Annotated in this window: 24 protein-coding genes; 17 read left to right on the top strand and 7 right to left on the bottom strand. The window is 36.7% G+C overall.

What is annotated here, in order from left to right:
- Positions 1-176 precede the first annotated feature (176 nt).
- The 8 genes from HT731_RS04065 (at position 177) to HT731_RS04100 (ending at position 7,709) form a co-directional block, all read left to right on the top strand.
- Positions 177-1,091, top strand: a complete 915-nt coding sequence (locus HT731_RS04065; protein WP_050215894.1) for a DMT family transporter — start codon at positions 177-179, stop codon at positions 1,089-1,091.
- A gap of 131 nt (positions 1,092-1,222) precedes the next feature.
- Positions 1,223-1,780, top strand: a complete 558-nt coding sequence (locus tag HT731_RS04070; protein WP_240151635.1) for a methyltransferase domain-containing protein — start codon at positions 1,223-1,225, stop codon at positions 1,778-1,780.
- Entirely contained in the window at positions 1,758-2,480 is a 723-nt protein-coding gene (locus HT731_RS04075; RefSeq protein ID WP_000379363.1) for a class I SAM-dependent methyltransferase, read from the top strand. Before HT731_RS04070 ends, HT731_RS04075 begins: the two co-directional genes overlap by 23 nt.
- A 304-nt stretch (positions 2,481-2,784) precedes the next feature.
- Positions 2,785-3,621 (top strand): transcription antiterminator, encoded by an 837-nt coding sequence (locus tag HT731_RS04080; RefSeq protein ID WP_173277745.1) that lies wholly within the window; start codon positions 2,785-2,787, stop codon positions 3,619-3,621.
- Positions 3,622-3,656: 35 nt separating this feature from the next.
- Complete coding sequence (locus tag HT731_RS04085) at positions 3,657-3,974, top strand: PTS lactose/cellobiose transporter subunit IIA (RefSeq protein ID WP_049548115.1); 318 nt, start codon at positions 3,657-3,659, stop codon at positions 3,972-3,974.
- Positions 3,974-5,665 (top strand): lactose-specific PTS transporter subunit EIIC, encoded by a 1,692-nt coding sequence (locus HT731_RS04090; RefSeq protein WP_173277746.1) that lies wholly within the window; start codon positions 3,974-3,976, stop codon positions 5,663-5,665. The genes HT731_RS04085 and HT731_RS04090 overlap by 1 nt, the downstream gene beginning before the upstream one ends.
- 337 nt (positions 5,666-6,002) lie before the next feature.
- Positions 6,003-7,409 (top strand): 6-phospho-beta-galactosidase, encoded by a 1,407-nt coding sequence (gene lacG / locus HT731_RS04095; protein ID WP_173277748.1) that lies wholly within the window; start codon positions 6,003-6,005, stop codon positions 7,407-7,409.
- Positions 7,410-7,451: 42 nt separating this feature from the next.
- Complete coding sequence (locus HT731_RS04100; protein WP_000471582.1) at positions 7,452-7,709, top strand: DUF3884 family protein; 258 nt, start codon at positions 7,452-7,454, stop codon at positions 7,707-7,709.
- Between the two features lie 104 nt (positions 7,710-7,813).
- Here HT731_RS04100 and HT731_RS04105 read toward each other — a convergent pair whose 3' ends face one another.
- The 5 genes from HT731_RS04105 to nrdH all read right to left on the bottom strand — a co-directional run bounded on the left by HT731_RS04105 (position 7,814) and on the right by nrdH (position 12,437).
- A complete protein-coding gene (locus HT731_RS04105) occupies positions 7,814-8,581 on the bottom strand; it encodes a DeoR/GlpR family DNA-binding transcription regulator (protein WP_000917575.1) in 768 nt (255 codons plus the stop codon).
- A 145-nt stretch (positions 8,582-8,726) separates the two neighbouring features.
- Positions 8,727-9,689, bottom strand: coding sequence for a class 1b ribonucleoside-diphosphate reductase subunit beta (gene nrdF / locus HT731_RS04110; protein ID WP_000451389.1), 963 nt, complete (start codon positions 9,687-9,689; stop codon positions 8,727-8,729).
- Positions 9,690-9,691: 2 nt separating this feature from the next.
- Complete coding sequence (locus HT731_RS04115) at positions 9,692-9,922, bottom strand: hypothetical protein (protein WP_173277750.1); 231 nt, start codon at positions 9,920-9,922, stop codon at positions 9,692-9,694.
- A 56-nt stretch (positions 9,923-9,978) separates the two neighbouring features.
- Positions 9,979-12,138: a class 1b ribonucleoside-diphosphate reductase subunit alpha gene (nrdE, locus tag HT731_RS04120; RefSeq protein ID WP_173277751.1), complete on the bottom strand. Its 2,160-nt coding sequence runs from the start codon at positions 12,136-12,138 to the stop codon at positions 9,979-9,981.
- An 80-nt stretch (positions 12,139-12,218) separates the two neighbouring features.
- Positions 12,219-12,437 carry a glutaredoxin-like protein NrdH gene (gene nrdH, locus HT731_RS04125; protein ID WP_000259240.1) on the bottom strand — a complete coding sequence of 73 codons (219 nt, stop codon included), beginning with the start codon at positions 12,435-12,437 and terminating at the stop codon, positions 12,219-12,221.
- A gap of 350 nt (positions 12,438-12,787) precedes the next feature.
- Here nrdH and HT731_RS04130 point away from each other — a divergent pair, with 350 nt between their 5' ends.
- The 4 genes from HT731_RS04130 (at position 12,788) to HT731_RS04145 (ending at position 16,015) form a co-directional block, all read left to right on the top strand.
- Positions 12,788-13,051 carry a phosphocarrier protein HPr gene (locus tag HT731_RS04130; RefSeq protein WP_000146947.1) on the top strand — a complete coding sequence of 88 codons (264 nt, stop codon included), beginning with the start codon at positions 12,788-12,790 and terminating at the stop codon, positions 13,049-13,051.
- 5 nt (positions 13,052-13,056) lie between these two features.
- Entirely contained in the window at positions 13,057-14,790 is a 1,734-nt protein-coding gene (ptsP, locus tag HT731_RS04135; protein ID WP_173277753.1) for a phosphoenolpyruvate--protein phosphotransferase, read from the top strand.
- A gap of 134 nt (positions 14,791-14,924) precedes the next feature.
- Positions 14,925-15,419: a YkgJ family cysteine cluster protein gene (locus tag HT731_RS04140; protein WP_020903329.1), complete on the top strand. Its 495-nt coding sequence runs from the start codon at positions 14,925-14,927 to the stop codon at positions 15,417-15,419.
- A 56-nt stretch (positions 15,420-15,475) separates the two neighbouring features.
- A complete protein-coding gene (locus HT731_RS04145) occupies positions 15,476-16,015 on the top strand; it encodes a ClbS/DfsB family four-helix bundle protein (RefSeq protein ID WP_173277755.1) in 540 nt (179 codons plus the stop codon).
- 97 nt (positions 16,016-16,112) lie between these two features.
- Here the strand turns inward: HT731_RS04145 and dhaQ are convergent, their stop codons facing one another.
- Both dhaQ and dhaS read right to left on the bottom strand, forming a co-directional pair.
- On the bottom strand, positions 16,113-17,102 hold the full coding sequence (dhaQ, locus tag HT731_RS04150; protein ID WP_173277757.1) for a DhaKLM operon coactivator DhaQ: 990 nt from the start codon (positions 17,100-17,102) through the stop codon (positions 16,113-16,115).
- Complete coding sequence (gene dhaS / locus HT731_RS04155; RefSeq protein ID WP_049531345.1) at positions 17,099-17,629, bottom strand: dihydroxyacetone kinase transcriptional activator DhaS; 531 nt, start codon at positions 17,627-17,629, stop codon at positions 17,099-17,101. Before dhaS ends, dhaQ begins: the two co-directional genes overlap by 4 nt.
- 152 nt (positions 17,630-17,781) lie before the next feature.
- Between dhaS and dhaK the strand changes: the two genes are divergently transcribed.
- The 5 genes from dhaK to HT731_RS04180 all read left to right on the top strand — a co-directional run bounded on the left by dhaK (position 17,782) and on the right by HT731_RS04180 (position 22,279).
- Entirely contained in the window at positions 17,782-18,771 is a 990-nt protein-coding gene (gene dhaK / locus HT731_RS04160; RefSeq protein ID WP_153197029.1) for a dihydroxyacetone kinase subunit DhaK, read from the top strand.
- Positions 18,772-18,792: 21 nt separating this feature from the next.
- On the top strand, positions 18,793-19,368 hold the full coding sequence (gene dhaL / locus HT731_RS04165; protein ID WP_173277759.1) for a dihydroxyacetone kinase subunit DhaL: 576 nt from the start codon (positions 18,793-18,795) through the stop codon (positions 19,366-19,368).
- The gene (gene dhaM, locus HT731_RS04170; protein WP_173277760.1) at positions 19,368-19,742 is read left to right on the top strand and encodes a dihydroxyacetone kinase phosphoryl donor subunit DhaM; all 375 of its coding nucleotides are present in this window, start codon (positions 19,368-19,370) and stop codon (positions 19,740-19,742) included. The genes dhaL and dhaM overlap by 1 nt, the downstream gene beginning before the upstream one ends.
- A 738-nt stretch (positions 19,743-20,480) precedes the next feature.
- Complete coding sequence (locus HT731_RS04175) at positions 20,481-21,212, top strand: hypothetical protein (protein WP_173277762.1); 732 nt, start codon at positions 20,481-20,483, stop codon at positions 21,210-21,212.
- A gap of 164 nt (positions 21,213-21,376) precedes the next feature.
- A complete protein-coding gene (locus tag HT731_RS04180; protein WP_173277764.1) occupies positions 21,377-22,279 on the top strand; it encodes a hypothetical protein in 903 nt (300 codons plus the stop codon).
- The last annotated feature ends 490 nt before the right edge of the window (positions 22,280-22,769 follow it).

Here is a 22,769-nt window from a genome sequence, read left to right on the forward strand (position 1 = left end):
AAGATAATCATTATCCACAATTACCAGTATAGCCTTTTTTTGTTTTTTTCTCAATACATAGGAGTTTAAAAAAATAATCTTGGAATTTTTTGATAAATCTCTTGACATTCATTTTTAAAAGAGTAGAATAAAAGACAAAAAATATCATCAATATCTTTTGAAAGAAGGTGAAATAAATGAAACGAGGTTCAAATTTTATTTTTTTGATTTCTATATTACTTACCACACTTTTTATGGGGTCGTCTTTTCCAACTGGGAAATATCTCATAGTAGTTGAAAAGACTCCTCCATTATTACTTGGGGGTGTTCGATTTATTATTGCTGGGTTAGTGATGTTGGTATTATCGTTTTTATTTGGCAAGGGAGGGACTATCATCCCTAAAAGTCAAGGTAGCAAGATAAAGGGGTTTATATTGGTTGTGACTATCGGGCTCTTACAGACAGCTGGAACCATGGGATTTCTTAATCTTGCCCTAGCTCATGATGTGTCGTCATCGATGTCTTCCATTATCTTATTTACGAATCCTCTTTGGTTAGCTTTCTTAGCACATTTTTTATTAAAAGATACATTGACTATTCAGAAGATAAGTGCCTTAATATTAGGTGTGGCTGGAGTTGTTACTTGTATTGGACTAGATGTATCTGCGTTTAGTTTAGGTGCTTTGTTTGCTTTACTTGGTTCATTTTGTTGGTCAATCAATACAGTTGTCACCAAGAAAATTCCTTTTGATAACGGTCCATGGATATTTACAGCTTGGCAATTGTTATTAGGTGGGGTATTCCTTTACTTATTCTCAATACCTGTGCATGAAAGTTATAACTTTCTAAATTTAGGATTTTGGGGCTGGGTTTGGTTTATATGGTTAATTATTCCTGCGTCTGTTGGTTCGTTTGGACTGTGGTTTTATAGTCTAGGACAAAGGGGAGCAACAGTAGCTAGCAGTTTCTTGTTTTTAGTTCCAGTATTTTCAACTATCTTTTCTATTATAGGCTTACATGAGCCGTTTACATTGAATTTGGTTCTTGGGGGTTCGATGGTTGTGTTAGCATTGGTATTAGTAAACTGGAAAGTCAAGGGAGAAGAGGAGTAGTCTATGGAAGTTGGAAATGATATTGTTATTTAAAATGGAACACAATGGAGTTTTGGTAATGGTGTAGCTCAATATTTTGATGAGCATGTTAGACAATCCATTCCTTTATATGATGAAGGACATGACCTTGTTTGTCATCTGACCATTCCTTATGTTATGAGCTAGGCTCCGCAACGGGTAATCTGATTGGTAAATTATACCAGCGTCACAAGTCTAAAAAAGAAGTTCGTTTTATCGGGATAGAAGAGATTCCAGAAATGAATCAGGTAGCACAATCGAAATTTCCTGAGCTTGAATTCATAACAAGCTCCGTGGAGGAAGCTAGGTTAGAACCCAGCGATTTAATTATTAGCTATTATTTCCTTCAGTTTATTCTTCCAGACAAGAGAATAAAGATTTTATCAAAAATATATGAATCTTTAGTTGAAGGTGGAGCGTTTATTCTATTTGAGAAAGAAATCATGACAGATCCGAAGGTAAATAAGTTGATAGTTTCCAATTATATTAAATTCAAGCAAGAACATGGATTTAGTCCAGAAGAAATTCTATCTAAGCAATTGAGCTTGGAGGGAGTTATGATTAACCACACTCATGCTGAAAATAAAGAAATGTTAAAGAGTACTGGATTTCATCATGTAGAAACGATAATGAGATATGGAGAGTTCAATGGATACATTTGTTTTAAATGAAGATAATCACAAGAAATGGGAAGAATTACATGCCCAATCATCAAAAACAGAGACACGCTTAGTTCCTAATGATGCAGTTCAAAAGATTTTTTCTTTGAGAAATCAAATCGTTACTCAAAACGATGAGTGCAGGGTATTAGAAGTTGGTTGTGGTTTTGGAAGGAATCTTTACTATTTAATTGAAAATCATTATGCTGATACTTATTGTGGTGTAGATTTAACAAAGGAGGCCGCTGATAGTGCAAAACAATTATTGACTAAGTCATTTCCACAATTTAATTGTCATATAACACAGACAGATGTAGGTAAAGGTTTAGATTTTCCTGACAACCATTTCGATTCTATATTTGATATAATGTCTGCGATTACATTTATAGTGGATGAAAAAGATAGACAGAACTATTTTTCAGAGGTAAAAAGGATGTTGAAAACAGGAGGAATGTATTATTTTTATTGTCCACGGAAAGATGGAATTTTCCGAGACGCAATTCCTGATAATTCTTTACTAGAAAAAGGTTATATACGTAGAAAACTAGATTCAATGTTAGAAAGAGTTTATACAGAAAGTGAGTTAATTGAATTATTGGCTCCTATGCGTCTTGTAAAATTAGAAATCGGTTCAAAACATACTAGAGCTTTTGGTGATGAGTTGTTTATTAGGAATAATGGATTTTGGTTTGGGGCTTTCAAAAAAATATAGAGTTATTAGTACACTTGTTTTTAAATTGAGATGAAATTTTCTGAATTATAAACACTTGTTTTCTTAATTTTGTTTATGATTTTATTTTTTGATAAAAGAATACTCAAAAAAATAAAAAAGTTCTTCGTAAGGGTTTACAAATTATCAGCATTATGATAGAATACAGTTACAAGTTAATACAAGGTGAGTGTTACTAAGTAATATTAGGCATGATCACAGGTGAATTAGAAATCGGATGATTTTCTAGTTCATTTGTGGTCATTTTTTATACTCATATACCTTTAAAATATAAAAGGAGGTTGACATGTATCGAATTCTAAATCCAATAAATCACAATGTCTCGCTTGTCAGAAATGATAAAGGAGAAGAAGTGATTGTAATTGGTAAGGGGATTGCATTTGGAAAGAAGAAGGGAGATTTGATTGCTGAAAATCAGGTTGAGAAAATCTTTCGGATGAAGACCGAAGAGTCCAGAGAAAACTTTATGGCTCTCCTCAAAGATGTTCCGCTTGATTTTATCACAGTGACTTATGAAATCATTGATAAACTATCAAAGAAATATCATTATCCGATTCAAGAGTATCTCTACGTAACCTTGACAGATCATATTTACTGTTCTTACCAAGCTCTAGCGCAAGGAAGGTACAAGGATAGTAATCTGCCAGATATTTCCACTAAGTATCCTGTCGCTTTTCAAATTGCAAATGAGGCTTTTGAAATTTATCGTCAGAAGCTAGCAGATCATTTTCCTGAGGACGAAATTATTCGGATTGCTTATCATTTCATCAATGCTGAGGGTGAGAATGAAGTTCAAATGGTTGAATCGATTGATAAAAGGAAAGAAATTCTCAGGAATGTTGAAGAAGTTTTAACGGAATATGCAATTCAACGAACCAAAGAGAATAACCATTTCTATGATCGCTTTATGATCCATTTGAATTATTTCTTGGATTATCTAGACAGATCTAGAGATGATAACCAATCACTTCTGGATATGGAAGATCATATTAAACAATCCTATCCAAAAGCCTTCGAGATTGGTTCCAAGATCTATGATGTGATTACGCAACATACGGGTCTTGATTTGTATAAAAGTGAACGAGTTTATCTAGTTCTACATATCCAACGTTTATTGTCATAAAAATTTATTTAAAACTATATAAGGAGAATTCTATCATGAATAGAGAAGAAGTAACATTGTTAGGTTTTGAAATCGTAGCCTATGCTGGCGATGCTCGTTCAAAACTATTGGAAGCCTTGAAAGCTGCTGAAGCTGGCGATTTTGCGAAAGCAGATAGCTTAGTCGAGGAAGCTGGTGCTTGCATTGCTGAAGCTCACCACGCGCAAACAAGTCTATTGACTAAGGAAGCAGCTGGCGAGGATTTAGCATATAGTGTAACCATGATGCATGGCCAAGATCACCTGATGACAACAATCTTGCTAAAAGATTTGATGCATCATTTAATTGAACTTTATAAAAGAGGAGCTAAATAATGAATAAGTTAATTGCCTATATCGAGAAAGGAAAGCCTTTCTTTGAAAAACTATCTCGAAATATCTATCTTCGTGCTATTCGTGATGGATTTATCGCAGGAATGCCTGTTATTCTCTTCTCAAGTATCTTTATCTTGATTGCTTTTGTACCAAACTCATGGGGCTTTAAATGGTCTGATGAAGTTGTAGCTTTTCTGATGAAACCTTACAGCTATTCAATGGGTATCTTGGCTTTGTTGGTAGCTGGTACAACAGCTAAGTCATTGACCGACTCAGTAAACCGTAGCATGGAGAAGACAAATCAAATCAACTATATGTCAACATTATTGGCAGCAATTGTTGGTTTGTTGATGTTGGCAGCTGACCCTATCGAAAATGGTCTAGCTACTGGATTCTTGGGGACAAAAGGTTTGCTTTCAGCCTTCCTTGCTGCCTTTGTTACTGTAGCCATCTATAAGGTTTGTGTTAAGAACAACGTCACTATTCGTATGCCTGACGAAGTTCCACCAAATATCTCACAAGTCTTTAAAGATGTGATTCCATTCACTCTCTCAGTTGTTTCACTTTATGCTCTTGATTTACTAGCTCGTCATTTTGTTGGTGCAAGTGTAGCTGAATCAATCGGTAAATTCTTTGCACCACTCTTCTCTGCTGCTGATGGTTATCTTGGTATTACCATTATCTTTGGTGCTTTTGCCTTCTTCTGGTTTGTTGGGATTCATGGTCCATCTATTGTTGAACCAGCAATCGCAGCTATTACCTATGCAAATGCCGAAGTCAACTTGAACCTTCTCCAACAAGGGATGCACGCTGACAAGATCCTTACTTCTGGTACACAAATGTTTATCGTTACCATGGGTGGTACTGGTGCGACACTGGTTGTTCCATTCATGTTCATGTGGTTAACGAAATCAAAACGTAACCGTGCCATCGGACGTGCTTCAGTAGTTCCTACCTTCTTCGGTGTAAATGAACCAATCTTGTTTGGTGCACCACTTGTGTTAAACCCAATCTTCTTCATTCCATTTATCTTTGCTCCAATCACGAACGTTTGGATCTTTAAGTTCTTTATTGAAACTCTTGGAATGAACTCATTCACTGCTAACCTACCATGGACAACTCCAGCTCCACTAGGTCTAGTTCTTGGAACTAACTTCCAAGTTCTATCATTTATTCTTGCTGCCCTTCTAATCGTGGTTGACGTAGTCATTTACTATCCATTCCTTAAGGTCTATGATGAACAAATTCTTGAAGAAGAACGTTCAGGTAAGTCTAATGATGAATTGAAAGAAAAAGTTGCTGCAAACTTCAACACTGCAAAAGCAGATGCTATTCTTGAAAAAGCGGGTGTAGAAGCAACACAAAATACCATCACTGAAGAAACAAATGTCCTCGTTCTCTGTGCAGGTGGAGGTACAAGTGGACTTCTTGCAAATGCTTTGAACAAGGCAGCTGCAGAATACAATGTTCCTGTGAAAGCAGCAGCAGGTGGTTATGGTGCTCACCGTGAAATGTTGCCAGAGTTTGATTTGGTTATCCTTGCCCCTCAAGTTGCTTCAAACTTTGAAGATATGAAAGCAGAAACAGATAAACTCGGTATTAAACTTGCCAAGACAGAAGGCGCTCAATACATCAAGTTAACCCGTGATGGAAAAGGTGCTCTTGCATTCGTACAAGCGCAATTCGATTAAGGCTAGGGACTCTGAAATAGTTTCCTCTCGTTACGGAAATCGCTATGGCTAATTTCCTAATCGCCTTGTTAATTCGTCGGTAAAAAGATATCGTTTTTACCTCCTCATGTCACAATTCGATTAATAATAGGGACTCTGAAATAGTTTCCTCTCGTTACGGAAATCGCTATGGCTAATTTCCTAATCGCCTTATTAATTCGTCGGTAAAAAGATATCGTTTTTACCTCCTCATGTCACAATTCAGTGACTTGCTACAAGAAGTGAGATGGAGAAGGATGGCTCACTGACTCCTCTCCTCTCACTTTTATTTTTTTTAAATCAAGAAATAGGTGAAAAAATGACAAAAACACTTCCAAAAGACTTTATTTTCGGTGGCGCAACAGCTGCCTATCAAGCAGAAGGCGCTACGCATACTGATGGAAAAGGACCAGTTGCTTGGGATAAATATCTTGAAGATAACTACTGGTACACTGCCGAACCAGCTAGTGATTTTTACAATCGATATCCAGTTGACCTCAAGCTAGCAGAAGAGTATGGTGTCAATGGTATTCGAATTTCTATTGCTTGGTCACGTATTTTCCCAACCGGTTACGGTCAAGTAAATCAGAAAGGTGTTGAGTTTTATCATAATCTATTTGCGGAGTGCCACAAACGTCACGTTGAGCCCTTCGTAACTCTTCACCACTTTGACACGCCAGAAGCTCTCCACTCAAATGGAGACTTCTTAAACCGTGAAAATATCGAACACTTTGTAGACTACGCTGCCTTCTGTTTTGAAGAATTTCCAGAAGTAAACTATTGGACAACCTTCAATGAAATCGGACCAATCGGTGATGGTCAATACTTGGTTGGGAAATTCCCTCCAGGTATTCAGTACGACCTTACCAAAGTCTTCCAATCACACCACAATATGATGGTGTCTCATGCGCGTGCAGTCAAGCTATATAAAGATAAAGGTTATAAAGGCGAAATTGGTGTTGTTCACGCACTGCCAACCAAGTATCCTTTAGATCCTAAAAATCCAGCAGATGTTCGTGCAGCTGAGTTGGAAGATATTATTCACAATAAATTTATATTGGATGCAACTTATCTAGGTCGCTATTCAGCTGAAACGATGGAAGGTATCAACCATATCTTATCAGTCAATGGTGGTAGCTTAGATCTTCGTGAAGAAGATTTCGAAGTATTAGAAGCCGCAAAAGACTTGAATGATTTCCTAGGAATCAACTACTATATGAGTGACTGGATGGAAGCATTTGATGGAGAAACTGAAATTATCCATAATGGTAAGGGTGAGAAAGGAAGCTCTAAATATCAAATCAAAGGTGTTGGTCGTCGTGTAGCTCCGGATTATGTACCACGTACTGATTGGGATTGGATTATCTACCCTCAAGGTTTGTATGACCAAATCATGCGCGTGAAGAAAGATTATCCGAACTATAAGAAAATCTACATCACCGAAAATGGTCTTGGATATAAAGATGAGTTTGTTGATAACACTGTTTACGATGATGGTCGTATTGATTACGTGAAGCAACACTTGGAAGTTCTGTCTGATGCGATTGCAGATGGTGCTAATGTAAAAGGTTACTTCATTTGGTCGTTGATGGATGTCTTCTCATGGTCAAACGGTTATGAAAAACGTTACGGTCTCTTCTATGTAGACTTTGAAACTCAAGAACGTTATCCGAAGAAATCAGCTCATTGGTACAAGAAAGTAGCGAAAACTCAAGTGATTGAGTAGTAGAATGAGTAATTAGATATAGAATTCTAGTGAGGCAAAAATATGTTCAAAGATTTTATCCAATCTATTTATGAAAAAGTTTATATTATAAATTTCGAAAAATGTTCTCAAATACCGTGTTTGACTAATGAGGAGCTGAAAAAACTTGGGAAATGGTATGTCTCTACCGGTAAAGAATGGATTTGCCATTCAGACTATGAGCTGGAAGAATTTAAAAATATCTTTTTAAATTTTATCAATCCTGAAGAATGGGATAATATCTCCTTTGATTCAGATTTTATGCCGTTTCAACAATCATAAATAATCTAGGAAATTCTTTGTAAAAATCTTCATCCAAAAATGCGTCACATCAAGATTCTTATTTTCTTGATGTAACGCATTTTATATTTTATCAATCCTCAGTTTTATGGTTTAGAAAGAATAATTTTTGTTTGTTTTGAAAGTTGTTCGAAGGTTTCTTTGCTCAGTTTAGAATCTGAAACGATGGTATCAATATCAGAGATATTGTAGAAGGTATAGAAATCAAATTTATTGAACTTACTATTATCAGCTAGTAAGTATTTTTTATTGGAATTGTTGAGGGCGATGCGTTGAGATTCCCCTTCCTCTTCACTAAAGGTCGCAATCGCATTGTCCTGAATACCATTACAGCTTACGAAAGCTTTAGAAAATTGGAGATTGGCTAAGTTTTGCAAGGTTAGTGTTCCCACAAATGCTCCAGTGATAGAGCGATAGTTTCCACCGATTAAAATCAAATCTGTTAGTTTTCGTTCGTTTAAGATGAGAAAGACTGGTAAACTGTTTGTTACAACACGAATATTATCGATTGGAAGTTCGCGGGCAAAAGATTCCAAGGTTGTACCTGGGCCGATAAAAATAGTTTCCCCCTCATCAATTAAATGACCTGCAAAACGGCTGATTTCTTGTTTTTCTGCGATTTGTAAACTTTGTTTTTCAATATTGGAACGTTCATTGTTTAAAATGGAGCCTGTGCGAATTTTTTCAGCTCCACCGTGCACACGAACAAGTAAATCTTTGTCAGCTAACTCTTGTAAGTAGCGTCTAGCAGTCATATCTGATACATCCAAGCGAGTCATAATTTCTTTTACAGTAATAGTTCCCTTTGTATTTACTGTTTCTAGAATATTATCTAGTTTTTCCTGCTTTAACATCGTTATCACCTCTATTTCTATTACTATTTTATCATAAAGTGTTCAATCAATCAATTTAAAAAACAAAAGAAAACAAAAACAAAAACATCATGGTTGTTTTAAACAAACCATGATGTTTTTGGCTCTCAGTTCTGGGATAATTGAATTAGTCCAAACCGTAGTTGTAGTCATCGTCTTGCATGGCTTCAACTTCGCCCAGGAGGTAACCATTTCCGACTTGAGAGAAGAAGTCGTGGTTGGAAGTTCCTGTTGAAATACCGTTCATAACGATTGGGTTGACATCATCAGCTGAATCTGGGAAGAGTGGATCTTGTCCCAGGTTCATGAGTGCCTTGTTAGCATTGTAGCGAAGGAAGGTTTTGACTTCTTCCGTCCAACCAACACCGTCATAGAGGCTCTCTGTATAACCTTCTTCGTTCTCGTAGAGAGTGTAGAGCAGGTCGTACATCCATTCTTTGAGTTTTTCTTGCTCTTCTTCAGGTAATTCATTGAAACCAAGTTGGAATTTGTAACCAATGTAGGTTCCGTGAACAGATTCATCACGAATAATCAATTTAATGATTTCCGCAACGTTGGCTAGTTTGTTGTTACCAAGATAGTAGAGCGGCGTGAAGAAACCAGAGTAGAAGAGGAAGGTTTCGAGGAAGACACTGGCAACTTTCTTTTCAAGTGGGCTACCGTTTAGGTAGATTTCGTTGACAATCTCAGCCTTCTTTTGTAGGTAAGGATTGGTATTGGTCCATTCGAAAATTTCTTCAATCTCAGCCTTAGTATTCAAGGTAGAGAAGATTGATGAGTAAGATTTAGCGTGGACAGATTCCATAAATTGGATGTTATTGAAAACAGCTTCCTCATGTGGTGTACGGATGTCCGCGCGAAGGGCTTGAACCCCAGTTTCAGATTGCATAGTGTCGAGAAGGGTTAAACCACCAAAGACTTTTCCAACTAAGTCTTTTTCTACACTTGATAGCTTTCTCCAGTCATCCAAGTCGTTAGACAAGGGAATACGTGTATCGAGCCAGAATTGCTCCGTCAGTTTCTCCCAAGTTGATTTGTCGATGACATCTTCGATGGCATTCCAGTTAATGGCTTTGTAGTAAGTTTCCATGTTTATAATCTCTCGTTTTTTTGAATTCTTTTTTGAGACAAATACTTTCCTGATACTGAACTACCTTTTCGTAGTGCATCAGAAGCGATTGTATTAGTTTCGTTTTCTAAAGTTTCTTTTTCTTTTTTAAGATAGGATATTCTCTTTTTATCTTGTGAATGTAACTCCTTTAAAACAGAGTTTTCAAATCTCAATCTATCATTTTCTCTTTTTGATTTATTGAATCCAAACATATACTTCTCCTAATTTGAAAAGTTAAGCTATAAATTTGAACAATTTAGAATAAAAATTAAATCACACAGCTTTCACATTGGTTAGCGCCGACTTCTCCACCATCATCTGTAAAGGTACGGACGTAGTAGATAGACTTGATACCCTTGTTAAAGGCATAGTTACGAAGGATAGACAAGTCACGTGTCGTTTGTTTGTTTTCTTTCTTCCATTCGTAAAGACCTTTTGGAATATCACTACGCATGAAGAGAGTAAGTGAAAGTCCTTGGTCCACGTGCTCAGTTGCAGCAGCATAGACATCAATCACCTTACGCATATCCATGTCGTAAGCAGAAGTGTAGTAAGGAATGGTTTCTGTTGACAAGCCAGCAGCAGGGTAGTAGATTTTCCCGATTTTCTTTTCTTGACGCTCTTCGATACGTTGTGTAATCGGGTGGATAGAAGCAGAGACGTCATTGATGTAACTGATTGAACCATTTGGGGCAACAGCTAGACGGTTTTGGTGGTAAAGTCCATCTGCTTGAACCTTGTCGCGAAGTTCAGCCCAATCAGAAGCACTTGGAATAAAGACATCTTTGAAAAGTTCTTTAACACGGTCTGATTTTGGAAGGAATTCGCCAGTTACATACTTGTCGAAGTAGCTTCCCTTAGCATAGTTTGATTTTTCAAAATTATGGAAGGTAATACCGCGTTCACGCGCGATATTGTTTGACTCAACCAAGGTCCAGTAGTTCATAAGCATAAAGTAGATGCTTGTAAATTCAACAGACTCAGGTGACCCATACTCAATCAGTTGTTGGGCAAGGTAGCTGTGAAGTCCCATGGCACCGAGTCCAAAGGTGTGGGCTTGGCTATTTCCGTGGTCAATCGTAGGCACAGCTACGATATGAGAACTATCAGTAACAAAGGTCAAAGCACGAACCATAGCACGAATAGAGCGACCAAAGTCAGGTGAAGTCATCATATTGACCACGTTGGTTGAACCAAGGTTACATGAAATGTCTGTTCCCATTTGAAGGAATTCTTGAGCATCGTTGATCAAGCTTGGTTCTTGGACTTGAAGAATCTCAGAACACAAGTTACTCATGATAATCTTACCATCAACAGGATTTGCACGGTTAGCCGTATCAATGTTGACCACATAAGGGTAGCCAGATTCTTGTTGCAATTTAGAAATTTCAGTTTCCAAATCACGCGCCTTGATTTTTGTCTTACGGATGTTTGGATTTGAGACCAATTCATCGTATTTTTCAGTGATGTCGATGTAGTTGAATGGCACACCGTATTCTTTTTCTACAGAGTAAGGGCTGAAGAGGTACATTTCTTCATTTTTACGCGCCAATTCGTAGAATTTATCTGGTACCACGACACCAAGTGAAAGAGTCTTTACACGAACTTTTTCATCGGCGTTTTCTTTCTTAGTTGAAAGGAAGGCGATGATATCTGGGTGAAAGACATTGAGGTAAACAACCCCAGCACCTTGACGTTGACCCAATTGGTTAGAGTAAGAGAAACTATCTTCGAAGAGTTTCATGACTGGTACGACACCAGAGGCTGCTCCTTCATATCCTTTAATAGGAGCTCCAGCTTCACGAAGGTTGCTGAGGGTAATACCCACTCCACCACCGATACGAGAAAGTTGAAGGGCAGAGTTGATAGAACGTCCGATAGAGTTCATATCATCAGTGACTTGGATCAAGAAGCAAGATACCAATTCTCCACGACGAGCACGTCCAGCATTCAAGAAAGAAGGAGTAGCAGGTTGGTAGCGTTGGTGGATGATTTCATTTGCAATATCGATTGCAACAGCCTCATTGCCATCAGCGAAATAAAGAGCGTTAAAGAAGACACGGTCTTCCATACTTTCAAGATAATATTCCCCATCGTTAGTCTTTAAGGCGTATTGATTGTAAAATTTATAGGCAGCCATGAACGACTTGAATTGGAAGTTTTGTTCTTTAATAAATTGAGACAATTCTTCCAAGAATTCTGGACGGTATTTCTTGATAAAAGCTGTTTCGATGTAGTTGTGGTCAATGAGGTAGTTGATTTTATCTTTGATTGAATCAAAAACCATAGTGTTTGGAACTACATTTTCTTTAAAGAAAGCATCCAAGGCTTCCTTATCTTTATGAAGCATGATTTGCCCATTGACAGGACGGTTGATTTCGTTATTGAGACGGAAGTAAGTCACGTCCTCAAGATGTTTTAATCCCATAAAATTTCCCTTATCTAATTACAAAAGAAAGGCTTCTAAGTTAGCCCTAGAAGCAGTTTCTTCTGGATGATGTACTAAGATTATGCTAATTGTTTCAGTTTTCCTGGTTGGAAACCTGAAAAGACTTCAGTTGGTGTTTGGATAACAGGAGCTGCGCTGAAACCGAGCTCTTTAACCTGATCGATGTACTCAGGTTGCTCATCAAGATTGATTTCACGATAAGCGACATTATTACTGTCCAAGAAACGCTTGGTCATCTTACATTGAACACAGTTGTTTTTAGAATAAACGGTTACCATTGTGTAACTCCTCTTTAAAATTTAGTTCTATCCTAGTATATCAGAAAATAAATTTTTGTCAATGATTTAAAACTAAATATAGTGGTCTGTTTTTCTAGTCAAGCTCACAAAACACAATATGTAGTGTTTGTTTTATAAAACAGCAATGATTATCCTATAAATCGTTTTTAAAGAAACTATATCCTGTGTTTTGTTACATAAGATAGAAGATTTTCTGCAAGTTATCTGAAAAGGAAATCGAATAAATCCCATAAAATACTTGAAAAAAATCCTAGAAGATGATATAATACCAAATTGTAAGGGTTATCAAATATAACTCAAAAAAGAAAGAACAAAAGGAGAGTCAAACTATGGCTTCTAAAGATTTCCACGTAGTGGCAGAAACAGGTATTCACGCACGTCCAGCAACATTGTTGGTACAAACTGCTAGCAAATTTGCTTCAGATATCACTCTTGAGTACAAAGGTAAATCAGTTAACCTTAAATCAATCATGGGTGTTATGAGTCTTGGTGTTGGCCAAGGTGCTGACGTAACGATCTCAGCTGAAGGTGCAGATGCAGATGACGCAATCGCTGCAATCTCAGAAACAATGGAAAAAGAAGGATTGGCATAAGGACAATGACAGAAATGCTTAAAGGAATCGCAGCATCTGACGGTGTTGCAGTTGCAAAAGCATATCTACTCGTTCAACCGGATTTGTCATTCGAGACTGTTTCAGTCGAAGATACAAACGCAGAAGAGGCTCGTTTGGATGTTGCTCTTGAAGCTTCTCAAAACGAGCTTTCTCTTATCCGCGAGAAAGCTGTAGGTACGCTAGGTGAGGAAGCGGCTCAAGTTTTTGACGCTCATTTGATGGTTCTTTCTGACCCAGAATTGATCGGTCAGATTAAAGAAACAATCCGTGCTAAGAAAGTCAACGCTGAAGCAGGTCTTAAAGAAGTGACTGACATGTTCATTACTATCTTTGAAGGTATGGAAGACAACCCATACATGCAAGAACGTGCAGCGGATATCCGCGACGTGACAAAACGTGTATTGGCAAACCTTCTTGGTAAGAAATTGCCAAACCCAGCTTCTATTAACGAAGAAGTAATCGTGATTGCACATGACTTGACACCATCTGATACAGCTCAATTGGACAAAAACTTTGTAAAAGCTTTTGTAACTAACATCGGTGGACGTACAAGCCACTCAGCTATCATGGCGCGTACACTTGAAATTGCAGCTGTATTGGGAACAAATAACATCACTGAAGTAGTGAAAGACGGCGATATCCTTGCCGTTAACGGAATTACTGGTGAAGTGATTATCAACCCAACAGATGAACAAGCGGCAGAATTTAAAGCAGCTGGTGAGGCTTATGCTAAACAAAAAGCTGAATGGGCACTTTTGAAAGATGCTCAAACAGTGACTGCTGACGGTAAACACTTCGAGTTGGCAGCTAACATCGGTACTCCAAAAGACGTTGAAGGTGTTAACAACAACGGTGCAGAAGCTGTTGGACTTTACCGTACAGAGTTCTTGTACATGGATTCTCAAGACTTCCCAACTGAAGATGAGCAGTATGAAGCATACAAGGCTGTTCTTGAGGGAATGAATGGTAAACCAGTGGTTGTTCGTACAATGGATATTGGTGGAGATAAGGAACTTCCTTACTTCGATATGCCACATGAAATGAACCCATTCCTTGGATTCCGTGCCCTTCGTATCTCTATTGCCGAAACTGGAGATGCAATGTTCCGCACACAGATTCGCGCTCTTCTTCGTGCTTCTGTTCATGGTCAATTGCGTATCATGTTCCCAATGGTTGCGCTATTGAAAGAATTCCGTGCAGCCAAAGCAGTCTTTGATGAAGAAAAAGCAAACCTTCTTGCCGAAGGAGTTGCAGTTTCGGATGATATCCAAGTTGGTATCATGATTGAAATCCCGGCAGCAGCGATGCTTGCAGACCAATTTGCTAAAGAAGTTGACTTCTTCTCAATTGGTACAAACGACTTGATCCAATATACAATGGCAGCAGACCGTATGAACGAACAAGTTTCATACCTTTACCAACCATATAACCCATCAATCCTTCGCTTGATCAACAACGTTATCAAGGCAGCTCACGCTGAAGGTAAATGGGCTGGTATGTGTGGTGAGATGGCTGGTGACCAAAAAGCTGTCCCCCTTCTTGTCGGAATGGGCTTGGATGAGTTCTCTATGTCAGCAACATCAGTCCTTCGTACACGTAGCTTGATGAAGAAATTGGACACTGCTAAGATGGAAGAGTACGCTAACCGTGCCCTTACAGAGTGTTCAACAATGGAAGAAGTTCTTGAACTTCAAAAAGAATACGTTAACTTCGATTAATGTGATTAACCTTGTAACCTAGTTGCAAGGTTTTTTGACGCATTTTGGAAAAGTAATGCTCTTATGAAGTTCACTTTTCAAGGAGTCAGAGGCATGATATAATAAGGGGAAACAAATAGAATAAGAGAGAAATTATGTCTAAAGAAATTGATATTGAGTATTACCACCAGCTAGCCTTGCAAAAGCAGAAGGAGCATCGAAAAGTTTTAGCCAATCTAAAGAAAAAACCTCCTAAAAACCTAGACAAGATAGCCCAGCAGATTCACCAAGAAGTATTTACGGAGATTGATTGTACGGCCTGTGCCAACTGTTGCAAGACATTGGGACCTGACTTCAAGGAAGCAGATATCACTCGTATTGCTAAGTACTTTAAGATGAAATTACCAGCTTTTGAAGCGGAGTTTCTGCAGGTAGATGAAGATGGTGATAAGGTTTTTAAATCCATGCCTTGTCCCTTTCTAGGAGGAGATAATCTCTGTTCCATCTATGATGTTCGTCCCAAGGCCTGTCGTGAATTTCCCCATACAGACCGTAAAAAGATCCATCAAATCAACCATTTGACGATTAAGAATACTTTGACCTGTCCAGCAGCCTATCTCTTTGTTGAGAAATTAAAGGATAAGTTATAGAGATTTAAAGGATAAAAAATTTCTAATAATAACTAGTAATATGAAGGGAGAACTCTGTGCCTAGACCGAAAACAAAAGAGGAGCTAATGCTGGCCTCTAAGGAAAATTATGAAAAGCTTAACCTCTTCATCTCTCAATTAAGTGAAGATGAGTTACAGACTCCATTTGATTTTTCAAAAGACCAAAAGAAAAAGGAAGCGCACTGGAAAAGAGATAAAAATCTAAGAGATGTTCTGATCCATCTCTATGAATGGCAGCAGTTACTGTTGACTTGGGTACATTCTAATCAAAAAGGTCACGAAAGACCTTTTCTTCCTGAACCTTATAATTGGAAAACTTATGGACAAATGAATGTCGCTTTTTGGAAGAAGCACCAGAAAACCTCCTTAGAAGAGGCGACTAGACTATTGGCGCAATCACATAGAAAGGTTTTCAAGTTGATAGAAGGCTTCAGCACTGACGAACTCTTTACCAAAGGTGTCTATAAGTGGACGGGTGGGACAAGTCTAGGTTCCTACTTTGTTAGTAGCACGTCAAGCCACTATGATTGGGCTCTGAAAAAAATCAAAGCACATCAGAAGAATTGTAAGGGATAGATGGCCTATTTGAAATGGCAAGAATGAGTTCTTTTAAAAGTAAGATAAAAACAAAGGGCCATTAAGTGATGTAGCCCTTTTGAGTTATACAAGCAAATTACCATGCAAAAGCTGTCGTTGGAGCATTGAGCGCTTCTAACCACTGTTTATTTTTTACGGGGCAAAGAGTTACGGATATACCTGCCATATCCAAACTAGTCATAAATGTTCCTGATTTTATAAAGGTAATAGTGACTCCTTCAATTTCTAAGAGTTGAAGGAGATCATTGATAAATATGCCCATTTCTAAGTTACTGGTAGTACCTAGATTATTTACAAGCAATATAAATTGATCACCTTTTTTCCAATGATAGTGCAATTTTAATTTGCTTATAATTTCATTTGCAAGGATTTCCGATGATTGGAATGGGACGATACGATAGCCTTCTTCGCCATGTATCCCAATACCATAAGAAATATTTCCTTCTTCCAAGTTAAATAGTGGAAGGGTGGCTTGGGGGAGACTAGCAGATTTCGTTGCAAAGCCAATTGTTGCGATTTCGGGAGCAAGCTGATGACCTAAATCAGTTAGTTGCTCGATGTCGGCACCATTCTGAGCTGCATATCCTAGAACTTTATGAAGTAAAATAGTCCCTGCAAGCCCTCTTCCTCTAATTTGAAATCTATTGTGAGGTTCAATTGAAATATCGTCGTGTGCTAGACTATAGCCAACTTTAATTCCTTCTTTTCTAGCAGTGTTAATGGCCGAGCTAAATTCTTTGATGTCTGCTTCGAAATTTTTTACAATGATGAAGACACCTTGTCCATTATTTAAAAAACGAATGGACTCTAAGATTTCATTTCTTGTAGGTGGAGTAAATAATTGGCCATAGATAGCAGCTGTAAGCATTCCTTCTCCCACATATCCAATATGAGCAGGTTCATGACCTGAACCTCCACCCGACAATATTGGAACCTGATGAGGATTTCGATTTTTTTGATAGACTAATGGTAAGGTAGGGTGTTTTTCTAATTCAGGATGACTGCTGACAGTTGCCAAAATGTAACTTGAAATAATTTTTTGTTTATGATTTGAAATAAATGTCATTGTGGTCTCTTTCCAATAATTGTCATGATTAGAAAGTCTGGTTGTGGAACTGGACTTTTTTTATTGACGTAAGCCTTCACGATTTCTGCTAGAGCATGTGAATGATAGTCTAACAAAAAACAAGTATAAGAAGATGAATCGATATCAATCTGACCGTATTCTTTTAAAATTTTTGATACAAGCAAGCGACAGTAGCTGATAAATTGGTCATAGAAGTTATTTTGCCCTTGAATATCAAAAAGTTGAATATAAAAGTCACGCTCTTGTTCGAAATAAAAAAATAATTCTTGTAATAGTTTTTGACCTGAAATGAAGTCCAAGTTATTGGTGATATACTCGGTTAAGTCATTTTCAAATATCCAGTCTAGCAGTTCATACTTGTCAAGAAAGTGATTATAAAAGGTCTGTCTACGAATGCCAGCTGATTCCATGATATCTACAATAGAGATTTTATCAAATTCTCTAGTAGCTAATAGGTCTCTAAATGCCTTGGCAATTCGTTTTTTTGTAATAAGTGATGATGCCATAGGAAGCCTTTCTTTTACTTACTTCATTTTACCAAAAAATGTTTTAAATGGGTTTAAAAGGGGACAAATAATAGAATCTGTCCCTTATCATCCAGCAATAAAAAATATATAATGAAAGCGAAAACAAAGATACATGCCGAAAGGAGTTTCTCATGAAAAAAATTATAAATGAACCGACACAAGTTGTTGATGAAATGTTGCAGGGATTGTCATTCATGCATGATGACTTGGTAGAACGCTTAGATGGTTTCGATGTCATCGTTAGAAAGGCAGAAAAGACAGGAAAAGTTGGTCTCATTTCAGGTGGAGGTTCAGGACATGAACCAAGTCATGCTGGATTTGTAGGAGATGGAATGTTGTCTGCTGCCATTTGTGGAGCAGTCTTCACTTCACCTACTCCGGACCAAATTTTAGAAGCCATTAAGGCGGCTGATGAAGGTGCTGGAGTTTTCATGGTCATCAAGAATTATTCTGGGGATATCATGAACTTTGAAATTGCACAAGAACTTGCTGAAATGGAAGGTATTGATGTAGCAAGTGTTGTAGTCGATGATGATATTGCGGTTGAAAATAGTCTCTATACCCAAGGTCGTCGAGGTGTCGCAGGTACTATATTAGTCCATAAAATTTTGGGAGATGCGGCTCGTTCTGGTAAATCATTAGTTGAAATGAAGGACTTGGCCGATAAACTTGTCTTAGAAATTAAAACAATTGGGCTAGCCTTGTCTGGAGCAACCGTTCCTGAGGTTGGGAAACCAGGTTTTGTTCTAGAAGAAGATGAATTTGAATATGGAGTTGGTATTCACGGTGAGCCAGGATATAAAAAAGAGAAAATGCAACCTTCAGCACAATTGGCCTCAGAATTGGTTGAAAAACTATCTGAAGGTTTCCAACTTAAGGCTGGTGAACGCTATGGCCTTCTCATCAATGGTTTAGGAAGTACTCCTCTTATGGAGCAATACGTATTTGCAAATGATGTGGCTAAATTACTCCATGAAAAAGGTGTTGACTTGGCATTTAAGAAAATTGGAAACTATATGACATCAATCGATATGGCTGGCTTGTCATTAACATTGATTCGATTGGCAGATGATGAGTGGTTGGATGCTCTAAATGCACCTGTTACTACCCCAGCTTGGTAAAACTCAAGGAGGAAATGTCGCATGAATGCTGAACAAACACTTGAATGGATGAAGCTTTTTAATGAAAAGATTCAAGAACAGAAAGATTACCTTAGTGAGCTAGACACCCCTATAGGAGATGGAGACCACGGTGGAAATATGGCGCGTGGCATGGCTGCAGTTATGGAAAACTTAGAAGGAAAGCAATTTGAGACCAGCAGTGATGTTTTTAAACTTGTCTCAATGCAACTACTGAGCAAGGTAGGCGGTGCTTCTGGTCCCTTGTATGGCTCTGCTTTTATGGGCATGGTCAAGGCTGATTCTAATTCGAAAATAGAGGAAATATTACAAAGCGGTTTGGATATGATTATCAAACGTGGGAAAGCAGAAGTTGGAGAAAAGACAATGGTTGACGTTTGGACTCCTGTTATTGCTGCCTTGTCTGCTGGCCAATTGACTCAAGAGGTTATTGATAAGGTAGTGAATGCTACCAAAGATTTACTTGCAACTAAAGGAAGGGCATCTTATGTAGGAGAACGTTCTCTTGGACATATTGATCCTGGATCATTTTCATCAGGATTACTCTTTACTGCTCTTTTAGAAACTGGGGTGGTTTAATGGGAAGTATTGGTCTTGTTATCGTTTCACATTCCAAACACATTGCACAAGGTGTCGTTGAACTGATTAGTGAAGTAGCTAAAGATGTTCCGATTACTTATGTAGGAGGAACCGAAGATGGAGGAATTGGAACGAGTTTTGATCAAGTAGATAGGGTTGTTTCCGAAAATCCAGCAGATACTTTATTAGCTTTTTTTGACCTAGGTTCTGCTAAAATGAACTTAGCAATGGTGGCTGATTTCAGTGATAAGAGTATCATCATCAACAGGGTTCCAATTGTAGAAGGTGCCTATACTGCAGCAGCTCTTCTGCAGGCTGGTGCAGAACTGTCAGTTATTCAAACACAGTTGGCGGAACTTGAAATCAATAAATAAGGAATTTTACTATAACTCTTTTTATAGGTGAGTTATTGATTATCTCTACTATCAAATTTTAAGTAAATAATTTCAAAATCAGAAAGGGATTGCTTCATGCAGTTCCTTTTTAATGTAAAAGGAGTGGAATCATAGCGTTTCTAAATTGTTAATACTCTTCGAAAATCAAATTCAAACCACGTCAACGTCGTCTTGCCGTACTCAAGTACAGCCTGCGGCTAGTTTCCTAGTTTGCTCTTTGATTTTCATTGAGTATAATAATTCAAAACTGATTGTGATGGGACTATTCTAGCTTTAGAATACTTTAAAAATTAAAATTTAAGGCAATCAATGGTTTAGAATAGTGCGAAAACATTTATTTTATAGTAACTCTAGGTCTAGAATTACATAGATATTTATGAAATTAGGGTGTTCGATAGATAGAATTGTTCTATTCTGAAAGATTTGAGCTGTCAATCTTCTAGAATAGTAGTTTGCCAATGAATTTTGTTGAAAGATTCCTTGTTTTATGATAGTCTAAAGTAAAAGAAAGCCCTACCATTATATTTGTATCTTTAATCTGACTTGGTTTAGGTCTAGAAGAGGGATAGATATTTTGGATCTCCAAATAATAATTATATTTTCACTTGCAAAAAATGTACTTCAACTTTAACTAATGTAAAAGAAGAAAAGATCATGAAACGTTTATGACTTGTTTGAAAGAGAATGTGAACTAAAAATAGATTTAGGAGTAGGTAGATGAGTAATCTAGAGTCAATTCGTAAAGCGCATATCATCGTGTGGGGTGCCTATCTATTTTTATCATTAAGGGCGCCGCTAATTAGTAGCACAGAGTATTTCTTGCTTATTTTTTTAGCATTTCTCTATTCAATAGTATCGTTACCTATATACTCTGTGAAGAATAAAATAGTGTCCATTTGTTTGGCGATAAACTCGATTCTGTTAATGAGTTTCCCGATTTTAATCAATAAATATTTCCCAGGAAACGTTTCTACTTATATCGTATTAATCAGTATTTTTATCCTGGAGTTCTTAATCTTTAATAAACTTGGTAAAGATTTTGATACTAGACTAGCTAGCGAGTATAGGAAAATTAGTCAGTTTAAAAGTAAGATGTCTCAATCTCTTTGGATAAAATATTTAGAGATTTCTAGTTTTATATTAACTATATTTCCATTTATTCTTCATGGTACAGTTGATAATCGTGTATTGACTCTTATCTTTTTGATAAAAATTTGTGTAGATACTACGATAAAGATTCTATTAAACAGAATTTTTAAGACAAGTAAGGTAATGAAAAGGAGGATATTTTCTCTTTTTGTACTAGATTTGATTGTCTATATATTTTTAGGTTATGTTTTAGTGATACAAAAAGACGAATATCTGTTTTCAATTCTACTAATTTTTTCTAATTTTTCACTTCCCTTTATTAGAGAAAAAGAGTATGAGTTATTTAAAAATAAGAAGTAATATAAATTGAAAATATACAAGGGATTCTTCTTTTTAAAACACAATATCGAAGCAATTGTTTGTCTTAAAAAGCTGATTATTTGGATGAATATCGTCTTTTTACTTTTAATCATAGCAATAATGATTTATGCAAAATTAAAAAAAGATAAGGGTACTGTAAAATTATGATGCGTAAACTAATTATTTTCTTACTAATGCTCTCTTTTTTAGGCTTGTGGTTAGAGTTGCATGTCTTAGTGAATAACTTGCCATTGAATTTGGAAATTCCCCTTGATTTTGTTATCAGTATGGGTCTTACTTTCTGTAGCTTGATTTTCTCAAAAATAGTTTTAGACCTAGTATATACATTGAAAGATTTATACAAGAAAAGAGGCCTTATTACGATTTTTCCCTTTATTTTTATAAAAAGGAAAAAAGTTAATGTGAGATTCTCGCCCTATTTTTCATTTCATCGTAAAAGTTTGTTGCCTGATGATTTGAAATCTAGAATTATATGGAGTTTTATTCTTGAAATAGTCATTATAGCAGCCTTTGTTTTTAAAATGCCTATTGTTCTAATTGTGCTTATAACAATATTTTTTTGGACTATAATGGATATCAACCATCTCATTTTTAATAAGACGGAATTTCTTTTCAATCAAAATAAATGGCAAAAAGAAGATTCGTTTGACAGGTATTTGACCAATACGTTAAAGGATAAAATACAAAAATCAGAGCTAACTTATTCTGATCTAATGTCTCTTCAGCTGTATGATGCGATTAACCAATCTACCTTTTTAACGGAGAGTGAACTCTTTGAAGAGATATTTAAAAAAATCGAATATTCTCAGAACACCCTTCTGTGTACAGGTTTTGTCGAGTTACTACTGTATGAGATTTCTATTAGTAACAATAACAACTGGCCAGAAAAGGTTGATCAAATTAGAATGCAACTTATTAGAATCAATCAATTAGATTTTTTCTATTATACAAGTTGCTTAAGGCAAAATTTTGATTTCTGTATGAATAGAAAATATGCCAAGATGAAATCACGAAGAATATTGATTAGTAATAAGAAGATAATCTAGATTCATCCTGTTCGTACAACAAATGAAATAATTTCAACTAATTAGGTTTGCAAATCTGTTCATCTATAGAATATGATTATGCAAAAAAGTATCTTATCTAGGTAATGAAGAGATGTGTCTCTTAATGAAGTATCATCTCTACACAAGGGATTGCTTTCTTTTTGGAGAAACGTTGCACTGAATGGAGCACTTACTTATTTTATGAGGATAGAAGATGATTCGACTAAGTGATAAAGTTAGACTAATATTTGCTCTTTTAGGAGTAAGTTCCATATTGGTTAGTATGTATCTTATACCTTTTATTAAAACTGAGAATAAATTTTGGGAAATACTTTTATTTATATTAGGTGTATTGCTAATTGGAATTGCGTTACTAAATCCCCCAAAAAATTAAATTTTAGAATAGTATTAGTGAGTAGGTAATCATTTATTGATTGGATTTTTTAATGCTATTGATGAATGGAATGGGATGGAAAAAGTGACAATAAAT

Origin of the sequence: Streptococcus sp. k-163, from assembly GCF_013277555.1 — a bacterium.
Classification (GTDB): domain Bacteria; phylum Bacillota; class Bacilli; order Lactobacillales; family Streptococcaceae; genus Streptococcus.